Origin of the sequence: Cytobacillus eiseniae (assembly GCF_017874625.1) — a bacterium.
GTDB classification, from domain to species: domain Bacteria; phylum Bacillota; class Bacilli; order Bacillales; family Cytobacillaceae; genus Cytobacillus; species Cytobacillus eiseniae.
The window spans coordinates 1-22,156 of record NZ_JAGIKZ010000019.1; the positions used below are offsets into that span (position 1 = coordinate 1).

The 22,156-nt window shown below is 33.0% G+C and carries 17 protein-coding genes; all 17 read right to left on the reverse strand.

The annotated features are described in order from the left end of the window. Window positions 1-444: 444 nt before the first annotated feature. The gene (locus tag J2Z40_RS14255) at window positions 445-1,836 is read right to left on the reverse strand and encodes an undecaprenyl-phosphate glucose phosphotransferase (RefSeq protein ID WP_066398061.1); all 1,392 of its coding nucleotides are present in this window, start codon (window positions 1,834-1,836) and stop codon (window positions 445-447) included. Between the two features lie 18 nt (window positions 1,837-1,854). Next, the gene (locus J2Z40_RS14260; RefSeq protein WP_066399592.1) at window positions 1,855-2,715 is read right to left on the reverse strand and encodes a glycosyltransferase family 2 protein; all 861 of its coding nucleotides are present in this window, start codon (window positions 2,713-2,715) and stop codon (window positions 1,855-1,857) included. Window positions 2,716-2,729: 14 nt separating this feature from the next. Next, window positions 2,730-3,707 (reverse strand): glycosyltransferase family 2 protein, encoded by a 978-nt coding sequence (locus J2Z40_RS14265; protein ID WP_245350111.1) that lies wholly within the window; start codon window positions 3,705-3,707, stop codon window positions 2,730-2,732. 107 nt (window positions 3,708-3,814) lie between these two features. Beyond that, window positions 3,815-5,353 carry an alginate O-acetyltransferase AlgX-related protein gene (locus J2Z40_RS14270; RefSeq protein ID WP_066398068.1) on the reverse strand — a complete coding sequence of 513 codons (1,539 nt, stop codon included), beginning with the start codon at window positions 5,351-5,353 and terminating at the stop codon, window positions 3,815-3,817. Between the two features lie 10 nt (window positions 5,354-5,363). After that, window positions 5,364-6,785: an MBOAT family O-acyltransferase gene (locus tag J2Z40_RS14275; RefSeq protein ID WP_066398069.1), complete on the reverse strand. Its 1,422-nt coding sequence runs from the start codon at window positions 6,783-6,785 to the stop codon at window positions 5,364-5,366. Between the two features lie 39 nt (window positions 6,786-6,824). Beyond that, window positions 6,825-8,717 carry a rhamnan synthesis F family protein gene (locus J2Z40_RS14280; RefSeq protein ID WP_066398070.1) on the reverse strand — a complete coding sequence of 631 codons (1,893 nt, stop codon included), beginning with the start codon at window positions 8,715-8,717 and terminating at the stop codon, window positions 6,825-6,827. 27 nt (window positions 8,718-8,744) lie between these two features. After that, the gene (locus tag J2Z40_RS14285; protein WP_066398077.1) at window positions 8,745-9,611 is read right to left on the reverse strand and encodes an NAD-dependent epimerase/dehydratase family protein; all 867 of its coding nucleotides are present in this window, start codon (window positions 9,609-9,611) and stop codon (window positions 8,745-8,747) included. Window positions 9,612-9,650: 39 nt separating this feature from the next. Continuing rightward, entirely contained in the window at window positions 9,651-10,382 is a 732-nt protein-coding gene (locus tag J2Z40_RS14290; protein WP_066398078.1) for an ABC transporter ATP-binding protein, read from the reverse strand. A 29-nt stretch (window positions 10,383-10,411) separates the two neighbouring features. After that, on the reverse strand, window positions 10,412-11,185 hold the full coding sequence (locus tag J2Z40_RS14295) for an ABC transporter permease (protein ID WP_066398079.1): 774 nt from the start codon (window positions 11,183-11,185) through the stop codon (window positions 10,412-10,414). Window positions 11,186-11,203: 18 nt separating this feature from the next. Further along, entirely contained in the window at window positions 11,204-12,055 is an 852-nt protein-coding gene (gene rfbD / locus J2Z40_RS14300) for a dTDP-4-dehydrorhamnose reductase (protein WP_066398081.1), read from the reverse strand. 27 nt (window positions 12,056-12,082) lie between these two features. Beyond that, window positions 12,083-13,144, reverse strand: coding sequence for a dTDP-glucose 4,6-dehydratase (rfbB, locus tag J2Z40_RS14305; protein ID WP_066398083.1), 1,062 nt, complete (start codon window positions 13,142-13,144; stop codon window positions 12,083-12,085). Window positions 13,145-13,166: 22 nt separating this feature from the next. Further along, window positions 13,167-13,718 (reverse strand): dTDP-4-dehydrorhamnose 3,5-epimerase, encoded by a 552-nt coding sequence (gene rfbC / locus J2Z40_RS14310; RefSeq protein ID WP_066398085.1) that lies wholly within the window; start codon window positions 13,716-13,718, stop codon window positions 13,167-13,169. A 20-nt stretch (window positions 13,719-13,738) separates the two neighbouring features. Continuing rightward, window positions 13,739-14,611 (reverse strand): glucose-1-phosphate thymidylyltransferase RfbA, encoded by an 873-nt coding sequence (rfbA, locus tag J2Z40_RS14315; RefSeq protein ID WP_066398088.1) that lies wholly within the window; start codon window positions 14,609-14,611, stop codon window positions 13,739-13,741. A 90-nt stretch (window positions 14,612-14,701) separates the two neighbouring features. Next, on the reverse strand, window positions 14,702-16,276 hold the full coding sequence (locus J2Z40_RS14320; protein WP_066398093.1) for an O-antigen ligase family protein: 1,575 nt from the start codon (window positions 16,274-16,276) through the stop codon (window positions 14,702-14,704). A 10-nt stretch (window positions 16,277-16,286) separates the two neighbouring features. After that, on the reverse strand, window positions 16,287-16,766 hold the full coding sequence (locus J2Z40_RS14325) for a tetratricopeptide repeat protein (protein WP_066398095.1): 480 nt from the start codon (window positions 16,764-16,766) through the stop codon (window positions 16,287-16,289). 237 nt (window positions 16,767-17,003) lie between these two features. Continuing rightward, window positions 17,004-19,643 (reverse strand): Ig-like domain-containing protein, encoded by a 2,640-nt coding sequence (locus tag J2Z40_RS14330; protein WP_162840504.1) that lies wholly within the window; start codon window positions 19,641-19,643, stop codon window positions 17,004-17,006. 245 nt (window positions 19,644-19,888) lie between these two features. Further along, complete coding sequence (locus J2Z40_RS14335) at window positions 19,889-21,985, reverse strand: ligand-binding sensor domain-containing protein (RefSeq protein ID WP_066398097.1); 2,097 nt, start codon at window positions 21,983-21,985, stop codon at window positions 19,889-19,891. Between the last annotated feature and the right edge of the window lie 171 nt (window positions 21,986-22,156).

A 22,156-nucleotide genomic window follows, 5' to 3' on the forward strand; every position in this document is an offset into this window, starting at 1 on the left:
GCTGGTAAACTTATTGGCGTTAAGTGGTAAAATCCTTGTCAATTCGTGGTAAATAACATGTCATTGGTGGTAAAATCTAGTGACCGTAATCATTTAACAGTAGTTCAAAAAGTAAACCTTAATAAATGTACTAATTTGGACGGTTCTAATGCTTCTTGATCTCCTCCTATAGGTACAAGAATCTTTACTCCTCAAAAAAAATGGAAAATACCAGTAAAGAGTCATTTTATCGCGGGGCTGTCCTAAAACTATTTTTCTTTAGCTCTATCTTTCACTTGGAACATTGTTATGTAACATGTCCAGAAGAGAGATCATCTAAAATTACAATCTCCTCTTTACCAATTAACTCATTAATCAAATAACTACCTAAATAAACTGCTCCACCAACAACATGAAATTTATATTCACCTTATAAATTTAGGCTGCCTTATATAAGGCAGCCCTCTAATACGCATTTCTATTAACAAACCCATTAATAACCGTTTTATAAATAATCTTTATATCAAACAGTATCGTCCAATGCTCTATATAAAACAAATCATGCTCAATCCGATCAGCAATAGACGTATCTCCTCTAAGCCCTGATACTTGTGCCCATCCCGTTATACCTGGGCGGACATGATGCTTAATCATATATTTAGGAACCTCTTCTTTAAATTGATCAACAAAATAAGGTCTTTCCGGCCTTGGGCCAACCACACTCATTTCGCCTTTTAAAACATTAAAGAATTGCGGTAGTTCATCCAAGCTTGTCTTTCTTAAAAAACTGCCAAATCTCGTCCGTCTAGGATCATTTTCTGTTGTCCATTGTGTATCAGACTGTGTCTTAGACATATGTTTCATTGATCGGAACTTGTACATAGAAAATGTCCGTCTGTTTAACCCTACACGCTCTTGTTTAAAAACAATAGGACCTGGTGAAGTTAATTTCAAAACAATTATAATTGCGAGCATAATTGGTGATGTCAATACAATCGCAATACTAGCAAATAATACATCAAAGACTCTCTTAAAAACTCTATTCGTTGCTTCATCCAGTGGAACATCTCTAATTCCAATTATCGGAAGATCTCCAAGACTTTGAAAATAAGGTGTCGCAGGCAGAATATCATAAAAATCCGGAATAATAGAAACTCGTACTCCAGCTTTCTCACACTTTAAAATAATCTCTTTATATTTTGGATATACAATGAGAGGTAACGCAATAATCACTTCATCAACTAGTTTCGAGGATAGTACTTTTTCAAGTTCATTAATTTTCCCAAGAATCGGTTTATATCCATCTTCTAATTCAGTACAATAATCATCTAAAAAGCCAATAACCGCTAGTCCAAATTCAGGATGTCTTTGAATAGTTTGATAATACCTCTTCCCCACTTTACCAGCACCAGCTATAAGAACAAATTGCTTATTAAACCCTCTTCTTCGAATATGTCTTAGTGATTGTTTCACAAGATACCGATATATCGAGGTAAATAAAACTGCTAATAAGAAGAATATGAATAGAAATAAGCGTGAAATATCTACTGATTTAATTGTATATAAAACACTAAGTAAAATAAAAATGCTTACCAAATGGGCTTGTAGAAGCTTTGCTATTTCAGTGGCAAATTTTGTTTTCCTTTTGGGTATATATAAAGTACTCATGTACGCAATTAACATAAAGGATAGACCGTAAATAATTCCCCAAAACAAATAGTTGGAGAAAGGGAGATGGGATATTGAATGAACCTTATCAAAGCGCAAAATCCATGCTAGAAGAAATGCTGCTTGTATACAGACAAAGTCAACCCCTGCATAAATTTGTGTCATTATTTTTTCTTTTCCACGAATCATCTCATCACCATTAAACCATTATTTTTTTACTAGATTAATAAAACTTGCAAAACTTAATTTCAATGTAATCCCTGCATATACTGCTAAATTAACAAAAAAGGGATATTTTTTTGCAAAATGCCTTTTATGAAATAAATACATCGCCCTATGAAACTCATAAACAATTTTGTAAGGTTTTTTACGACTACTTGCACCTTTATAATGAATGATTTCAGTCTTTGGATTATAATAAATCTTCCACCCAGCCTGCTTAATCCGATAGCACCAGTCAATATCTTCTCCATACATAAAATACATCTCATCCAATAATCCAACTTGTTCAATTGTCTCTCTTCGCACCATCATAAATGCACCTACAAGACAATCAACCTCATGAACTTCATCCAGATTTAAGTGACTTAGATGATAACCATTATATCTAGGCTTATTGGGAAACCGCTTATCAAGACCGACTAAATAGTAAAATGATGATGCTGGAGTTGGGAACCCACGATGACACGCTTGATCTAAGTGTCCATCCGGGAGAAGCACTTTACAGCCTGTTGCACCTACCTCTTTATTCTCATCCATAAATCTACTAATTACATCAATAGTCCCATTTTTTACTATTGTATCAGAATTCAAAAGCAAAATGTAGCGTCCTTTCGACAAGTTTATTGCTTGATTATTTGCTTTAGAGAAACCAACATTTTCTGAATTTGCAATTATAATAATATCCTTATATTTATCCTTAATCGCAGCGAGAGAACCGTCTGTTGAGTTATTATCAACAAGGAAAATCTCAATAGAAGAATACGAATAGCTATCATAAATAGACCTTATGCAGTCTAATGTGAGCTTTTTTGTATTATAGTTTACAATAATAATACTAACATCCAAGATTCCCACCTCTTTTACCACCAGCCCTTGAAGTATTTATAGACTTCAACTGTTGACTTTCTTTTTCTTGTTTGTATCTCTTGTCTCTTTTTACACATAAGAGGAATTTTAGTAAAAAAGGTTATCCAAGCTTTTAAAAGACTGGGTTCTTTAAGTAGAGCATAGCTAATGCCCAAAATCTCATAAAATATGATACATGGTAGTTGCTTAATTAAATAAACAAAGGAATCATTTTTTAATATATAAAAATATCGGTTGATATACGAATGTCTTCTTATTTTTATTGGAATATCTTTTCGCTTTCGGTCTTCCCCCCAGCCTCTACCGTGTTCTGCAATTGCTTCTGAAACAAAAATACTATTCCAGCCAAGTAGTTGAGCTCTCCAACTTACATCAATATCCTCTTTATATGCGAAAAAACACTCGTCAAAAAATTGACCATCTACACATAAATCCTCAATCATTTTTTTACGGTACACTGCCGCTGCACCTGATACCCCGAATATATACTGTTCACTATCAAACTGACCAGTATCATTTAATCCAGAACCCCTATCAAAAGCCCTACGATTTTTCTTTATAATCAGCCCTGTACTATCCAATGTCCCCTTTTGTATATCCCTATATAATTTACCAGTTGCTGAACCAATAGAATCATCGGACTCCATTTCCTCGATTAATAAAGCAATATATTCTTTTTGTAATCGTACATCAGGATTTAATACAAGAATATAATCTGAAGTTGAGCTTTCTATTGCCTGATTATGTCCACCTGCAAATCCATTATTTACTTTATTTTCTATTAATTCAACACCTTTAAGACATTTAACAATTCTTACTGTTTTATCATTAGAGGAATTATCAATCACAATAATTCTCTCAATAGGATAACTTTGATCCAATAAGGATTGGATACAACCTTGTATATCTTCTTCACTGTTATAGGTAACAATATGTGCACTAATGGTTGACATCAATTTACCACCATTCAATTTAAATCCACTAAAATAAACAATCCTTCAATGATTGTTTATTTTAGTAAAGCTATTACTTTTTACTTTCTAAAGTATAACGTTGTTATGCAATATTTTTAAATACTCTAATTAACTTCTACCTTATATTCGATTGGAGCATATTGATAAGTCTTATCATTCGCAATAATAATAAAAGAAACTTTCCTCTCCTTTTTTAATTCCGAAGTACTTATATTAAATGAAAACCCCGAGTTAGTAAGCGATGGATTTTTTAATACCTCAGCAACACTTATTCGTGGTAATCCATATGAGCCTGAGTAATATTTGTTACCGACTTTCAAGTATATATCTCCCGCTATATTATTACCTTCTGAATCGATCGCCCATCCATTAATATTAACTACTTTACTAGTGTTATTAATCTTTATTGTCCCTTGATGTTGAACTAGGATATTATCACTATAATCAACCCACATCGTAGGATTATTAATAGTAGGTAGGTTTACATAGTTCTTATAATCAACAAAGGATTCTTTTGAATTACCCAAGATTTCCATACTATGATCCAACATACGTTCAACATTCTCAAAGATTACAATATCAGGATTATATATACCAACAAAATTTTCAATCTTATCAATATTATCTGAATGGATAAATGTAAATTCTGAGAATGACTCTGCAAGATCCGGTATTAAAAAGCCATAAAAATAACTATCTCCAAACACTAATGCCTTTGGTAAGGTTTTGTCTTCATTTTCATATCTATAGGATACATTATTATTAACTAAATTAAGATTTTGAAAATATCCGTCCATGTTAATAGCACTTCTTCTATTTTTTAAAACAAACCCATAATCAGTTTCGGCAAAGCTCACTGCATTATAAACTTTTTCTGTTCTCTTATATTTATCAATCTGAAAGTCATCCCAAGATAGCATTTTAATATTAGGGAAATACCCTTTCACCTTATTCATTAGCTCTTGATATCCTATTAAAGCACCATAGCTATTCCAATGTGCATTATCAAATCTAGGTGAGTAAACAGTTGCTTTATCCTTCGCTTGTAACAGAGCATCAATAGGTGTAAAGAAATCTATATCAGTGTTTTTATTTAGATAATTAGTAAGTATATCGGTTTTAGAGACTCTATCATTTTTAATTATTGTAGCAGGATACTTTTCTGGATAAATTGTTTTTTTATCAGGATTTAACATCATAATGAATGGAATTTTTCTTTCCTTAAGATAATTATCAACTCTTTCAAGAGAATTTCCCCATGATAAAAGTTGTTGATCGGATGGTGTATTTAAATTCTGAAAGTCTTTAATAATATCATCAGTTACATAAAATACCCAATTATCTTTACCTATAATTACATCCTTCTTTGTAAGCTGACCGAATAATTTATACTGCATTATTGTATTGAATTTTACAAGCTGATCTCTTAAACCCATATTATCATTAAACCATTTTTCAAACTCTTGAATAAACTTAGCATTAAATCGGTTATCACCCATCTTAAAAGAAGGAAAGCTTGCTAAAGCTCTATTTTCTGTAGTAGAAATTCTACCTGAAGTAGTATTTACAGTAAATAACGGGATAAATATTACACCTAAAAAAATTATTATTGTTATTAGATTATATACTTTGAATATTTTCATTTAATTCTCCTTAAAATCGGAAGTAAATAAATGGGTTATACGTTGACGTTGCCATAAACATAATACTTATAATTAATATTATTAATACATAGGCGTTCTGAAGAAACAAACTAAAGCCGCTATGTTCTTCATAAGAACCAACATTTCCCTTAATATATTTTATAATAGGGATGGAGCAAATACACGCAATTACAAGCATGGTCACAATCATTGGATTCAAGTAATACCATACTGTGAAACCAACATTGTATGGATCGTTAAGACCAAACATAATTCCTATATAGTCCCTAGCATAAGTTAAATCAGGGGATCTAAATAATACCCACCCAATTATTACAACTAAGCTAGTGTATGACCAAATAATTATTTTAGGCACTCTTATTCTTACTTTCTTTAACTTTAAGACTCGTTCTAGTATCAAAAATAGACCATGCCATAGACCCCATATTATAAAGTTCCATGCTGCACCGTGCCATAGTCCTGTTACTATAAAAACTATTAATAGATTTACATACACGTTACCTCTTCTATTTCCTCCAAGAGGAATATATAAATAGTCTCGGAACCATCTAGAGAGAGATATATGCCATCTACGCCAAAATTCTGTAACTGTTTTTGATATATATGGATAATCAAAGTTTTCTTTAAAATTAAATCCAAACATTCTAGCTAATCCAATGGCCATATCTGAATACCCAGAGAAATCAAAGTAAATTTGAAATGTATAGCAAATTGCACCTACCCAAGCAATTGCCATTGAATTTTGTTCGGCCGGGAGACCAAAGATACTATCAGCTACAGCTCCAAGTGTATTTGCTATAATTACCTTTTTACCAAGACCAATCACAAAACGTCTTATTCCACTAGCAAATCCATCTATAGTGCTAACTCTCTCATCAATCTGAGTATGAATATCAACATATCTAACAATCGGACCTGCAATTAACTGTGGGAAGAATGCCATGTATAATGCCAGTTTATATAAATTCTTCTGCACTTTAATTTTCCCCTGATAAACATCTATTACATAAGAAAGTCCCTGAAATGTAAAAAAGGAAATTCCAATAGGCAGAATAACATTTGCAAGTGTAAGATTTAGTCCAGTTATGCTGTTTATGCTTGAAAGAAAAAAGTCATAATACTTAAAATAGAAAAGTAAGCCACAATTAGAAATAATACCAACAATTAGTATAGTTCTCCTAATTAAACAACTTACTTTATTTTCCGAACACAAATGCACGATTATTCCGAATACATAATTAATTATAATAGAGGCTATTATTACGATGACAAACTTAGGCTCTCCCCAAGCATAAAAAAGTAAGCTTACTACAAGTAAAAATATATTTCGATACTCAAGCTTTAGTAGATAGTAAATAAGTAATACAATAGGTAAAAATAAAAAAAGAAAAAGTGAGGAACTGAAAACCATCTATGAAACCTCTTTCCATCTAACTTAATGAACTACCTTTCACTTTATATATTTCTTAAGTCTTATAAGAACATTTAATATTGGGTTAGGCAAATACTTCTTTAAAAATTGTTTAGATCTAGATCTAAACGGTGAATATATTTTAGTTGAATTGTATTGTAAATTCGATACTAAAGTATAATGGTTCGTTGGACCACACTTACTTACATAAGCTAAATTAATTTGACGAAGCATATAATAAAGATTTGTTATTTCTATTCTCGCTGATTTATCTGACAATAACCATCCAGAATAATAGCCCTCATGTTGAGCAACAAATGGATATATTCTCTCTATAGCATGAAGGATAGTCCCATCATTATTATTAGGTTCTTTTGGAAAATCTTCATATTCCCAGTCATATTGTATTAAAGCCTTTAAAGCATTAGGCCTAAACCAAAACATTGTACCTAGTGGTGCAACAGGTTCCTTGACATTATTCATATCAACATTTAAATTTAATTTATCAGCCAATTTTTTAGTAATTTCAAAGTTATTAGTCCATTCTAACCCTATAGTGATATAAAAGTCTGCATGATTAGGAGGTGGTGGAGACAACAGGCCAAGTTTTGGATTTTCTTCAAATGTGTTTATAATATTTTCTACAAACTCTCGACTACCCAAAACATTTTCAAAGCATCTATAGGAAAAAGATTCCCCTTTAATAAAAGGTTCAAGTTGTTTTGTTTTTTTATCATGAGCAAAACATACGTATTCATAATCAAATAGAAAATCTTTACACCCCACTAACAATGCACTAATGTCTCTTCCACGGTTTTTTATAAGAATTATTTTGAAATTTGCACATTTGATTTCTTCAAAAGCCTTCTTGATACTCTTCTTTTTTTCTTCTGTATCAGTTGTGATAAAAATATCTGATTCAACAGGCATAGACTTTGCATAGTTTAAGCAATATTCTATCAAGTCCTCGAAGTATATGTGCAGAATAAGAGCAATTTTTTTAGATGGTGGAAGTTCTATTGTTTTATTGATTGAAGTAGGTAAAACATAGTTAAGATTTAACGCATTTTTTATATCGGCCATATTATTTGTTCGTAGCACATTATCCCAGATTAGATTAACATTGTAACTAGTTTTATTTTTAATATATTCATAGAATTCTAGAGACTGCTGGTTAGTAGTATTATTAAGGAAATCACCCATATTATGAAAAAAACTTCTTCGTTTAAAAATGGGGCACTTCCTATCTTTTACTAGTTCTAGCGGCATCATTAGAATTGGATGATATACATGTTCTTTTAAATCATCTGTGTCTACATATACATCCCATGTGTACCCTTTATCACTAAACTCCTTCGTAAATATTGCCTCATGAAAGCCTATTGCCTCTTCATATGAATTAACCATCTTCATGTCTTTCCAGTATTTTTTAAATTCATAACTATTAACCATATTTTTGCGAACTGCAATAAAATGGGACTGGATATGCTCAGGAGTATAACCGTATTTTATTGTTCCGAACGGATCAAACGGCATTTTGTGATACTTTGTAATTCCCCAAAAGTCTAAATCACGCTTATCCATTTCTTTAAACATATCGTCGAAGGAATGAATTGGGCCAAAAATTGTAGAATTAAATAGAATGATCTCATCAAATTGGGCCATTTTTTCAGACCCAATAAAATTCATGCCTTCTTTATATGCCCACACATCAAAGCCATAATTTTCTCGTACTATTATATTTGTTGAGGATTCTAGTAGTTTTTCTTTACCTTTAGGAGTCAATTTCCCATTACAAACTACAAGGAGATCTGAAATATATTTTTTTATATTTTCTAGAAAAAATATCACATAATCGTCTACAATTCCATCTTCATCATAAAAGAAGAAAATACCTAACCTTTTTGGAGGTTTTATATTATCAATTTTCATAGTTTCCACCTTCTTTTCATACTAATATCATCTAGTAATGGTTTGTAGACTCTTTTTCTCACTATATGCTAATACTTCTTTTACTTTTTTATTACTTCCCCATATAGCTGGTGAATCATAGGGGCGATTAGGAAAAACACCATAATCAAGTTTTATTTTAAAGTTATTTTTAAACAAAAATTCTTCAACTTTTTCTCTTAACGAAATAGGTTTCCCCGTACAGCAATTTATTACTCCTTGAACCTTATTTTGAAGAACACATAAAGCAATTTGATCAGCTAATTCCTCTACAGATATAAAATCATACATATTCTTTCCATTAGTAAACGGGAACAATTCCTTCCCATCATGTTCTGCATGAATAAGTTTTGTGAATATTGATTGGTTTTTTAAATCATCACCAACTATATAAAATGCCCGAAGCCACTGGAATACTACATTTTGGTCTTTTAATAAAACTTCTAGAGATTGTCTTAAACTATTTTTGGCAATTCCATATAATGAATAAGGGTTTGTTGGAGTAAATTCGTCTATTTCCCCTTCATAATAACCGACTTCATGCATAGTGCCCATTACTGCAACATGTCTAAGTCCTCCGTTAACCATATTTTTTATAAATCTGTAATGTGAATATAGATTTTCAACATGGGATTCTGAATTATGAATAAACCCATCCTTCCAAGCTAAATGCAAACATACATCAGGACTTCCAAGTCTTTCGTAAATATTTTCATAATCAGATAGTATATCTATTTCAATAATACGTGCTCTTGTATTAAGCTGTTTATTGCTATTAACTACGGCTGTTACATCAATCCCATAATCTAGTAAGCGATTCACCACAAATCTTCCAATGTATCCGCCTGCTCCAGTAACTGCTACTCTCTTCTTCAAAAAAATCATCTCCACAAATATATTAGACCCGGATTAATTTTAACCATTTAAATATAGATTACTTACATCCTCTATAGGGCCTATTGTTACAAGTTCGCCCTCCCTAATCAGAACAGCATTATTGCATACCTTTTTAACTTGTTCAATTGAATGAGAGACGAGTATTAAAGTTGTTCCATTATCCGTCATTTCTTTCATTCGTTTTTCACACTTTTCCTGAAAAGAATAGTCACCGACTGACAATATTTCATCAACTATTAATATATCAGGCTGAACCATTGTTGCAATAGAAAACCCTAGCCGTGCAACCATTCCTGATGAAAAGTTCTTCAATGGTACATCAACAAAATTGTGTAATTCCGAAAAGCTAATAATTTCATCGTACTTTTCTAAAATGAATTTTTTTGAGTATCCAAGTACTGCACCATTTAGAAATATATTTTCTCTAGCAGTAAGCTCCATATCAAAACCAGCACCCAATTCAATTAATGGTGCAATGCTCCCATTGACTTCAACCTTTCCAGTTGTTGGTTTGAAAATCCCTGAGATAATTTTCAACAACGTACTTTTACCTGAACCGTTAGAACCAATAATGGCAAATGAATCACCTTTTTGTATCTTAAACGAAACATCTTTAAGTGCGTAAAATTCATCGTAATTCATATTCTTCTTTAGAGCTCTTATCATATATTCCTTTAAGCTATCTACTCTTTCTCTAGCAAGATTAAACCGCATCGATACCCCAGATACTTCTACAGCATTTTTTGTCATCTATAACCCTCCCATACTAATAATATTTATTAAACATGCAGTACAAAATTATTCTGGTTTTTATAGAACACAAATAGCCCCAAAACAATAGACCCTGCTGAAAAAATAATACATAATAGGTTCGTATGGAAATCAGGCACCTGATTATAAAGGACAATGTCTCGAAACACTTCTACAAAATAATACATGGGATTAGAATAAATAATTGATTTTACATAATCGGGTACGGCACTTACTGGATAGAATAGTGGAGTTAGATACATCCATGCTGAAAGTAAAACAGTGTATAGATGTAACGTATCTCTAAAATATACAGCAAGGACTGACAAAATTAACCCTACCCCTATTGAGAACAAAAGAATATATATAAGTGGTAATGGAAATAGCAAGATTACAAAACTAATATTTCCTTTTGTAACAATAATTACAATTAATAAAGCTAAAAGGGAAAATAATAATGTAATAAAGGATGATAACACCTTTGAAACAGGAAAAATATACTTTGGTATATATACCTTCCTAAGTAGAGCCCCTCCACCGATTATAGAGTTCATTGACAATGTTGTAGCTTCTGCAAAAAAGTTGAAAATAACTTGTCCAGACAATAAGTAAACAGGAAAATTAGGAATATCAAATTTAAACATACTGGAAAAAACAGCAGTTAAAACTATCATCATTAATAATGGATTTAATAGACTCCATAAATATCCCAGAACCGAACGACGATACTTAATCTTTATATCTCTAATTATAAATTGTGTTAATAAACCTTTATATTTCCAAAAATTCTTAAAAAACCTCATAATAATCTATCCTTATTATTATTTTATAACTCCTAATTTCATTAAGTATCTCTCAAGAGCATTTTCCCATGATGGCAACCTATTAAAGTCAGCAAAATCAAGGCTCAATTTAGATAATCTTGAATTTTTTGGCCTTTTCACTTTGCCGTTGTAATGTTCGGATTCTATCGAGTTAACTTTTGTTGTATAGCCAGCTAATCTAAATATCTCTGCAGCAAATTCAGCCCAGTTACAATATCCCTCATTTGTTATATGGAAAATACCATATTTTTCAGTGTTTATCATTTCCGAAATTAGGACTGCAAGATCCTCAGTATAGGTAGGAGAACCATACTGATCAGATACAACATTCACCATTGCACTATCCTTACCAAGTGATAACATAGTTTTAACAAAGTTTCTTCCATTTACTCCAAATGCCCAAGACGTTCGAATAATAAAGTGTTTTTTTACCCTCTTTAAAACCTCTTGTTCTCCATAAAGTTTAGTTCGTCCGTATACAGAAAGGGGGTTTGTTTCAGCATCAGTTTCATAAGGCTGATGTTGCTCACCAGAAAAAACATAATCTGTACTCAGATACACAAACTTTGCCCCTATTTTTTCACTAATACTTGCTAAATTAGAGGTAATTTCAACATTTTGAATCCAACATTTTTTCTGTTCCACTTCGGCCATTTCTACATTGGTATATGCGGCACAATGAATGATAACATCTGGAAGAATTTTGTTTATATAGGAATCAGTATAGTCAGTATCGGCTAAATCAAATTTCTCACGGTTCACTCCGTAACATTCCACACCCTGTTCTTCTAACTGTTGAACAAGATCGTGACCTAATTGTCCTTTTGTGCCGGTGACGACTACTTTCATATTCATTTCTCCTATGCAATTAACTTTTTACTTTTCAATGTACATATTATGATAGTATTCTGCATACTCCCCACTCTTTACTCTATCCAACCATTTTTGATTTTGAAGATACCAGCCAATTGTCTTACGTATACCTTCTTCAAACATTATAGTTGGTTCCCAACCTAATTCATCTTTTATCTTACTAGCATCTATCGCATATCTCTTGTCATGGCCAAGCCTATCCTTTACAAACTTAATTAAGGAAGTAGGTTTTCCCATTTCCTTTAGGATTATTTTCACAATTTCAATGTTTGCTTTCTCATTATAACCACCAACATTATATATTTCACCTGAGGTACCTTGATGAAGAACTAAATCAATTGCACTACAATGATCTTCAACATACAACCAATCTCTAATGTTCATACCATCCCCGTATATCGGAAGGTCCTTATCTTCTAATGCATTAGAAATCATCAATGGAATCAACTTTTCTGGAAACTGATACGGACCATAATTATTTGAACAACGTGTAATATTTACATTTAATCCAAATGTCTCATGATATGCCCTTACATACAGATCTGCTGATGCTTTACTTGCTGAGTATGGGCTATTAGGTGCTAGCGGTGTTTCTTCAGTGAAATATCCTGTTGCACCTAGAGAACCATATACCTCATCAGTAGATACTTGAAGAAACTTCTTCTCATGACTACCACTTCCCCAATGCCGTTTACAAGCATCTAACAATATTTGTGTACCACTAATATTGGTTTTGAGGAAAATCTGCGGGTCTTTAATACTACGGTCAACATGGGACTCAGCAGCAAAATTAATGACATAAGTAGGTTCGAAACTACTAAAAACATTTTCTATTAAGTTACTATCACAAATATCTCCTTTTATAAACTGATAGTTATTAGCCTCTACTTCCTTTAGGTTCTCAATATTACCAGCGTAGGTTAGGGAATCTAAATTAATTACTTTATAGTTTGGGTATTTTTTTAATATATAATGGATAAAGTTACTTCCGATAAAACCTGCTCCACCAGTAATTAATAATGTTTCTGGTGAGCCTTGATAAATATTATCTTGATTTGATATCATTAGTTTTCTTCCCCTTTACTTTTTACAATTCTAACTCGGACAAAGATTTCAATTTCTTATCTTTTTCTGATAGAATTATCTCTTCTAGTTCCTGAATTGGCCAATCAATACCTATTTGAGGGTCATTCCAAATAATCCCACTTTCGTATTCAGGATAGTAAAAATTTGTGCACTTATACACAAATTCTGCCTCATCAGATAAAACAACAAATCCATGTGCAAAGCCTTCCGGTACATAAAACATCCTTTTATTTTCACTAGAGAGCGTCAATCCGTACCAGCTTTTATAGGTTGAAGAATCCTTTCTTAAATCAACAGCCACATCGTATACTTTACCTGAAATAACACGAACAAGCTTTCCTTGAGGAAATTTTGTTTGAAAGTGCAGCCCTCTAAGGACACCTCTTTTAGATTTTGATTGATTATCTTGAACAAATTGTTCATTAATTCCTATTGACTTAAAATCATTAAAATTATAAGTCTCCATAAAGTAACCTCTATCATCACCAAATACTTTCGGTTCAATAATTAACAAACCATCTATATGCGTTTTTATCACTTGAAATTGGCCCAATTCAATTAACTCCTTCAAATTTAAATAAAGTCATCTGCAACACGTAACAGATACCTACCATAGTCAGTTTTTAGTAATGGTTGAGCTAAGGCAATTAACTGGTCCTTTGTTATATACTTCTTTTTATATGCAATCTCCTCAATACAGGCAATATATAGCCCTTGACGTTTTTGCACTGCTTCAACAAAATTACTTGCCTCTAGCATGGTATCATGAGTTCCAGTGTCCATCCATGCCATTCCTCTACCAAGCAATTTAACATTTAACATTCCCTTTAATAAATACTCATTATTTATTTCAGTGATTTCTAATTCTCCACGTGCTGACGGTTTAATACTCTTTGCAATTTCAACAACTTGATTATCATAAAAGTAAAGTCCCGGAACCGCATAATTAGACTTTGGTTTTAAAGGTTTTTCTTCAATAGACAAAACCCTTTCATTTTCATCATATTCAATTACTCCGTAGGCTTGAGGATCCTTTACAAAATACCCAAATATTGTAGCACCATCATTCAATTGCGACGCTTCTTTTAAGATTTGGCCAAAACTCTGACCATAAAAAATATTATCTCCTAAAATTAATGAAACAGAATCATTTCCTATAAAATGCTCACCAATAATAAAAGCTTCTGCTAGCCCCTTTGGAGATTCTTGAATCGCATAGGAAATATTTAATCCTAGTGTTGAACCATTTCCGAATAACTCTTCATAGAATTTAATATCTCTTGGTGTAGATATAATTAAAACATCTTGTATACCTGCTAGCATCAAAACTGACAGCGGATAATATATCATTGGTTTATCGTAAACTGGAACCATCTGTTTAGAAAGCGCCTTTGTAATTGGATATAATCTAGTACCAGAGCCTCCAGCCAATATAATACCTTTCATTAACTAGTCACCTCATGTTGTAATTATTTAATTTCAATCTTTTATTAGTTAAGTAGATAGTATATACCTTGCATTTAGTATAAATATTCATTAATCTATTTCTAATGTATTATTATCAACGGATAATAATACACCAAGGGAAATCCAAAATATTACAGTAACTCCTATTAATGAGTCATTAAATAATGCCTGCAATACGTATGCAACAGTACTTATAAATAATGCAGCTAGGATCTTATTTTGTTTCTTCCATAAATTAATTACTGTTTTTATAAAAATATTAAAAATTAGAATAAGCATCACTAAAATAGCAATTATCCCGGAACCATAAACAACACCAACATACATATTATGAGGTTTATCTACAACCACATTGTAAGTTTCTATATTACTATGTTTCCCTGGATCATTTTGTGGAAAATGATAAGGTAATGTATCTAGTCCATATCCTAATAATGGACGTTCTTTTATCAACTCCCATGTTTCTCCCCATATATATAAACGTCCAGATCCAGCTCCTACACCCGACTCAGGCAATTTAGGAAAATTATATTCTAGCTCTTCTGCCGCAAATACGTTATGAGCTAAAGAAAAGTTACTTCCCATTTCTTTATTATCTTCTTGATTAAATGGGTTATTTGATAAGATTATCCCAAATGTCTCATCCCAAACTTTCGAATTATGAGAACTCATTATTGTAAATATTCCAGTGCTTAATATTAGAAAGGTTAGTCCAGTTAATACAAACTTCTTTTTATTGCTGGCTTTTATAATTAACAAAACAATAAATGGTATGATAGATAATAATGTAACAAATCCACTACTTGATAAAGATGATAACATCAATGCAAACGTAATCAATGCAAATAGAAGATTTATCTGAGTACGTAACAATTTTTCATCTAAGAGAGCGCTAGTTAAAAACAGCACAATAAGGACTGCCGCTATCCCGCTTACATAGTTCCCATGATTAATAGTAGCAATAAACTTCGAGCCTTCTTGTAAACTCGAACCTTCAGGAAGCCCCGAATAAAGGATTGCTTTCCCAAATTCATATTTTAAAATATCAAAACCAAAAAAGCTTAGTAACCCCAATAGGGCATTAATAATTACAAAGGGATATAAAATATAAATAAACCATCTCAGTTGTTTATTTGTAAATTTTATATTAGATGCAATGAAAAATAACGCAATATAGCACAGGTATGTTAATGTTCCTTCATGCCGATTGAACATACCAAACAAGGCAAGTGTTTTATTTGGAGCAAATATTGCCGACAACAATATCATCACTGCAAATAATCCAGTAACAATATTTAGCTTAGACTTTGGAATAGTATATCCAGCAAAAAACACTTTATATAGAAAAATTAATGATAATATCAAGGTACCAATCAATAGAATTACAAACTTATAAAAAGTGAAAATATCGGATTTGGGTCCTGAATCCATATCTGTTCCTGTTATCTGTGGACTTATAAATTCCGAAAAGTGGACACGAACCACAAGTGGCACAATAAGGATAATTAATAATAAGCCAATTGTTAAAATCCTATCTATCTTTCTTATTTCTGTTTCACTTTCTGTTTCTACTTTAACTATATTGCTAGAATTTTGAGCATTTTTTTCTATTCTTTCTCCAAATAATTCATCAAATTTCGACATCTTCTCACCTTTACTTAATGGTTTCTATATGTGATAATAATTCATCTACACTACTTACAAACTCTTCTGGTATTGCAAGTGTCTTACAATGTTCCAAATATTTTTTTGCTGTTTCAAAATCATCTACACCAAAGAGAATTTGTGCAAACTGCAATGAAAACATCGGCTCTTGAACAATAAACGGCCTCTGATCAACTGCCTTCTGATAATAAAGAGCAGCCTTCTCCATATCCCCTTCTATTGCGTATGCAAGACCAAGATTCCATGTAATATTAGCTTGATCTGGATAAGTGTGATGTAGTTCCATTAGCTCTTTTTTAGGCTGTTCGAACTCGTTCTTCTGCACCTGCGCTAAAGCCATCTGATAGCTTTGATAATCCTTCACATAGCCCTCATCCTGCTTATTTCCAGCATTATAGGTGTAAATGGTTCCAACTCCAATAAATATAACTAAGCCTAATAGTATAAGCTTTCGATAAATTTCTTTCATATTTGACTCCTTTTGTCAAAGTTCTACATTTAATGTCCCTTTCTAATTTTATGGTAAATCTATTACATTAGCAATAGTAGAAGCTACATTAGGCATTTTAACATTTTTCCAAAAAGATAAAAATTTGCCCATCTATCGTATTAACTTGTTTTCAATCATTCCAAATAAAAAAGCCCTATAAGACTTATATATCGTCTTTCTAGGGCATTTTTTATTACCTAAATAATATTTTTTCTATTAATGTGAAACAGTAATATTAGCAGGTACAGAAAGCTTATTTCCAGCTGCGTCTACAATATCAAGCGTTGATAATCCTTTTAGCGAAATACCTTGAGCCAATTCAGTCGCATCAATGCCAGTAATAGTCACTACTACTGTTGTATTAGCAGAGCCAATACCAGCTGATACTTCTTCAATGATACCTTGAGACTTTCCACCGATTAGGACTTCAAAATCATTTGCAGAACTATCTGTAACAGCTTCAGAGAATGTTAACGTGATTTTATTTGTTGCAGTTAACTCAGCAGATGTTACAACAGGTGCTACATTTTCGTTAAGGGTAATTGTATTAATGAAATATGGGTTCATAGTTTTCGTTGAACCTAAAGCTTTTACATTTGTAATGTTAATGTTTCTAGTTCCAGTAAAACCATTTGAACCTTCTTTTAGGTTTAAGATTGCTACTTGTGTTGTTGAACTTCCAGAAGTTACTGCTGCATTTAATGTTACAGATTCAACGATTGCACCATCAATTTTGTAATTTTCAGGGTTAATTGCTGATCCACCATCAACAGCTTTATCGAATGTAATTGCAACTTTATTATTGTCAGAGCCTTGAGCTACATTTGTAACAGCTACAATATCAGTATTTGCTGCAATTCCATCTTCTCCGCGTGTAAATGTTACCTGTACATTATTAGCAGTCACATTAGCTGCACTTGTAATACCTGTGAAAGAAAGATTTAATTTATAGTTTGCACCCTTAACATCGTTTGCACCTAAGAAAGTAGCAAGATCAACACGAACTATTTTTTTATCCGTTGCTGATTTATAAGCAACTGTTTTTGGAGCAATATCTCCATCAACTAGAGATGTAGTAACAAAATCTTTTACATAAGAGCCGCTAGTTGCGTCTACAGTTGGTGTTGATAATACAACATCTTTATCAAATGTAATTTCAAGATATTCTTTTTTATCAGTTGCATCTGTAACTACAGCACTAGTAACCATTTTGGGTGCTGCTGTCTCTTTAACAAAAGTAATAACTTTGCTTAAGTTTGTACCTACTTCACCACTTAAGTCTGTAAAACTTTCTACAGCTATTGTAGTAGCTCCATCAAGAACTGAAGATGAAGTTACATTGTAAACTGTTGGATCAGTTGTATCTTGCACAACATCAGAAGTAGTAACTGTAGAACCATTGATTTTCACAACTGGTTTAGCAAATAATTGCTCAGAAAATTTAAGTGCAAATGTTTTTGCACCAGTTTGTGTGATAGTTGATACAGTTGGAGCAACTCCATCTTTATCACCTTTAACTAACGAAACTGTTGCTGGGTTTGGAGACATTAAGTTTCCAGCTTGGTCTTGTGCACCAATAAATGTTGCAATTACTTCTTTATTTACAGCAATTCCAGCACCTAGAGTAAATGTAACTTCTTTAGAACCTGGAGTAAAGTCGTTTGTTACGTTTGATGTTGCAACAGTTGTACCATCAGCTAACTTGTAGCTTACTGTACCTAATGATTTAATTGGCTCAGAGAAGATAACTTTTACAGAATTAGCAGATACTCTAGTTGTAGAGATAATTGAAGGTGCCGTTGCATCTGCTTCAAAAGTAGACATTTTTGCATATTTAGGGAATGTTTTACCTTCTTTTGTTAATACATTATCAACAACTACATCATAACGTTTTGAAAGTGGATTTTCAGCAGTTACTATAAGTGTTTTTCCATCTTCGCTAAGTGTTCCAGATAAAGCTCCCGGAGCAATTATGTCTAATGAAGTTAAAGATACTGTGTTAGCTTTGAATGCACCATCTTTTCCATTTGTAAATAAAGATGCTGGATCCACTACTTTGTTAAATTTAATTTCTACTTGTGTCGCATTAATAGAGCTTACAGACTTCACTTCTGGAGTCATTTGAGCTTCTAACTCAGTCACAGTCTTAACTAAAGCAGCCTTCATAGTTTCATTCTTAACATCTTTCATATACTTAGCAGCTTCTGTTAAGTGCTTGTCAGCTGTTGCAGTATCGTCAGCAGCAATTGCTTTTGCAGCTAGGTCTAATTCGATTTTTGCAGATACTTCGTATTTTACGCTATCACGTACTGTTTCAGCAGACTTCTTGTAGTTGTCGCGGATTTCGTCACGTGTAGATTGTCCGTATACGCGGTCTAAAAGGATTGCTTGCTTACGGATTTCAGTTGAAAGTGCATGGTATGCAGCTTCTGTGTTGTCATCGATAAGATTTTTTTCGATTTGTGCTTCAAGAGCCTCTTTCTTAACATTGATTTTTTCACCAGCAGTGATTGCATCGATGTAAGACATTGCACGGTTGATGTGAAGAGTTACGTTTTGCTCGATGTCAGCAAGGTATCCAGCTTTTTCTGCAGCTGATAATTTGTTGATTGCAGCTACTGCAGCGTCACGAGTATCTTTCGCAGCATTGTATTGTGCCCATGGACGAGTTGTTCCGTCAGCAGAACCTTCAGTTGAGATCGCCCATTTTAATACTGTACCAGCATCTTTAGCTTTTTTTACTAAAGATTGTACGTCGTTTGCAGCAGCGTCTGCACCTGCAGGTGATGTTGCTACGAATGCTGATGCAGCGATTGCTGTTGCACCTAATACTTTAATTGCTTTCTTTTTATCCAATGTAAAATCCCCCTAGAGAATGTTTTATATGATTGCTATTTTCAAAGAATGTTAGGCAATTGTCATTTCCTTACCGCCTCAACGTTTATAATCATAAATCATATTTCATTCCAGTTAAATGCCAAATTATTTCCTGCAATCTAGCAAAAATGGCTATACAGGAAAAGTATTCAAGTAGATTTTTAGTTTCTTCTATTAATATAGGCAAAAAAATCAACCTAATGGAATAGGTTGATTTCGACTTTTTACTTCTTTTCCTCTTCTTCTACTGGGAATGTATACTTCCACAAATCTGCTTCATTACGATAATAAAGATTTCCTTCCGAATCCTGTGCAATGTCATTTGCACCTTCTTTTACAAGAATCTCTACATCTAAAGTCTTCGGATCAGCTTTAAACAATCTTCCTTCTACAGTTCCGTAAATGTTTCCATCGATTCCTTCAATAATTTTCGCGTTACGGAAACGGCCAGAAATTAATTCTAAGATTTGCTTCGTTTTAATTTCCTTCGTTTCAGGATGATAAGAAACGAGCGTGCCATCTGCCATCGCCCAAATGGTGCCATTCTTATCAGCAATGATGCTCGTAATCATACTTGCTTCAATCGGTAAATGAATGTATTCCTTCTCTTCTGGCCAATCAGGTCTGAAGCGGAAGAATCTTGCTCCACGTTCATTGACTTGATAGTTTGCATGGATGGATGTACCGCCATAAATAAATTCCTTATGGTGCAAGAATGATACAAGACTTTGATTGTAAATATAATTTTCATAGATCTCTTGTTTGTTTTCTTTTAAATCATAAATCGCTAATGCGCCCCCGCCAACGCTTGTTTCTGGATAGGTGCCAACAAACACCTTGTCAAGCTTTGGAACAGCTGTGATTGCTGTTGAACGGGATTGGCCGAATTCCCCAAGTCTCATAATTTCCCTTGGATTCATCAGTCCCCATGGCTTCGTTAAATCAAGCTCTAATACTCTCGCATTTGGATAAGCACCGATATAAAGCTTATCGCCCATGATTGTCATGGATTCAATTTGACTAATATTCTGGTGCAGAATTGATTGATTTGTTTTTGGGTTGTAAATGGCCAACCCGCCAGACATATAACCATTCACAAAAATATTTTCTCGCTTCTCATCATGAATCATCGTATACAGAGTGACTGGTTGTGGCGGCAATTCCATTAATGTTATTTCGTAATAGCCTGTTTCTAAATTATACTTCAACACATTCCCCGCATTATCGATTAAACCAACTAACGTATAGCCAGGATAGTTCGGGTCATTTAATTCAACAAACTCAAGATTAAGCAATTCTGTTCCTTTTAGTAAAGGAATATATAAATTAGTATGTTCTTTCGTCAAAAGGTCATACTTATAAAGACTATTTTCTTTTGAATAATAGATCGCATCTTCTGTAGGCGAAATGAGTGATACCGTCCGAGAATTTAATTCAATCTCATCGGTCATTTCTAACGTTTCTTTATCGAAAACAACTAAACGATTGGATGGTTCCATTCGAGCAAAGATTTGATTATCGATAAATTTAATATCACGTACATACTTATCATCTTTGTATTCATTTGGAAGAAACGCAGTTTTCTTCTTCGTATTTAAATCAAATTTAACTAAATCAGCCTTTGAGCCCACTCCAACAAATAAGGCATTTGTTTCTTCATCATAGGCAAGAGATTTAGCGAATTCCTTTTTGTATAAGACTTGACCGAAATTCTCCAATTCTTCTGCAAATGAATCATACAAGAACACAGAGCCGCCATATGCAGTAGAACCAAATACCATGCCATTAACAGCATCTAAATCTTGAATCGCTGTATCCTTAGGAAGAGTCAGCATATTCCCATGGTCAAGAAACACATCTGTATTTGGATTATAGCTATACACATGACCATCCGTCGTGCCGCCAACCCAAACTGTTCCATCCTCATCTACATCTAAGCCCCAAGCACTCGTTGAATGGGACAATGTATACGTATGTATTAATTCATTCGTATTCAAATCCACAATGGCCAATGCAGATGGTGTCCCATGCATAACAAAGTACATGTATGGATTTCCATCCTCGTCCGATCCAGCAGCAGCCGTTAATGCTGATGTCTGATACACCTGTGGTCCAACTAAGCTAATATTCTCGTTCACTTCTTCAATTATTTCTACTTCATCTTCATTTACAATCGTTTCTGGTGATTCTTGATCCTCAATAAACTCAAGATCCTCTGGTTCTAGACTTGCTTGATTGTCCCCTTCCGCAAAAACACCTGGCTGCCCAAGCGATAAGAATAGCGGGAAGATTATTACTAGCATAAGTATCTTTCTCTTCATCCAATCTTCTCCCTTCTGCTCTTATTATAGCAAAATATGTGTGCAAAGGTAGGTTTTCCCTTGCTATGAAGCTAGGTATATTGTCATGATGTCAATCGATCAATTCATTTAGAAGATGACATCCTACTCTATTATCTCTTACAATAGGAATATGTTAGTTTTATTACCACA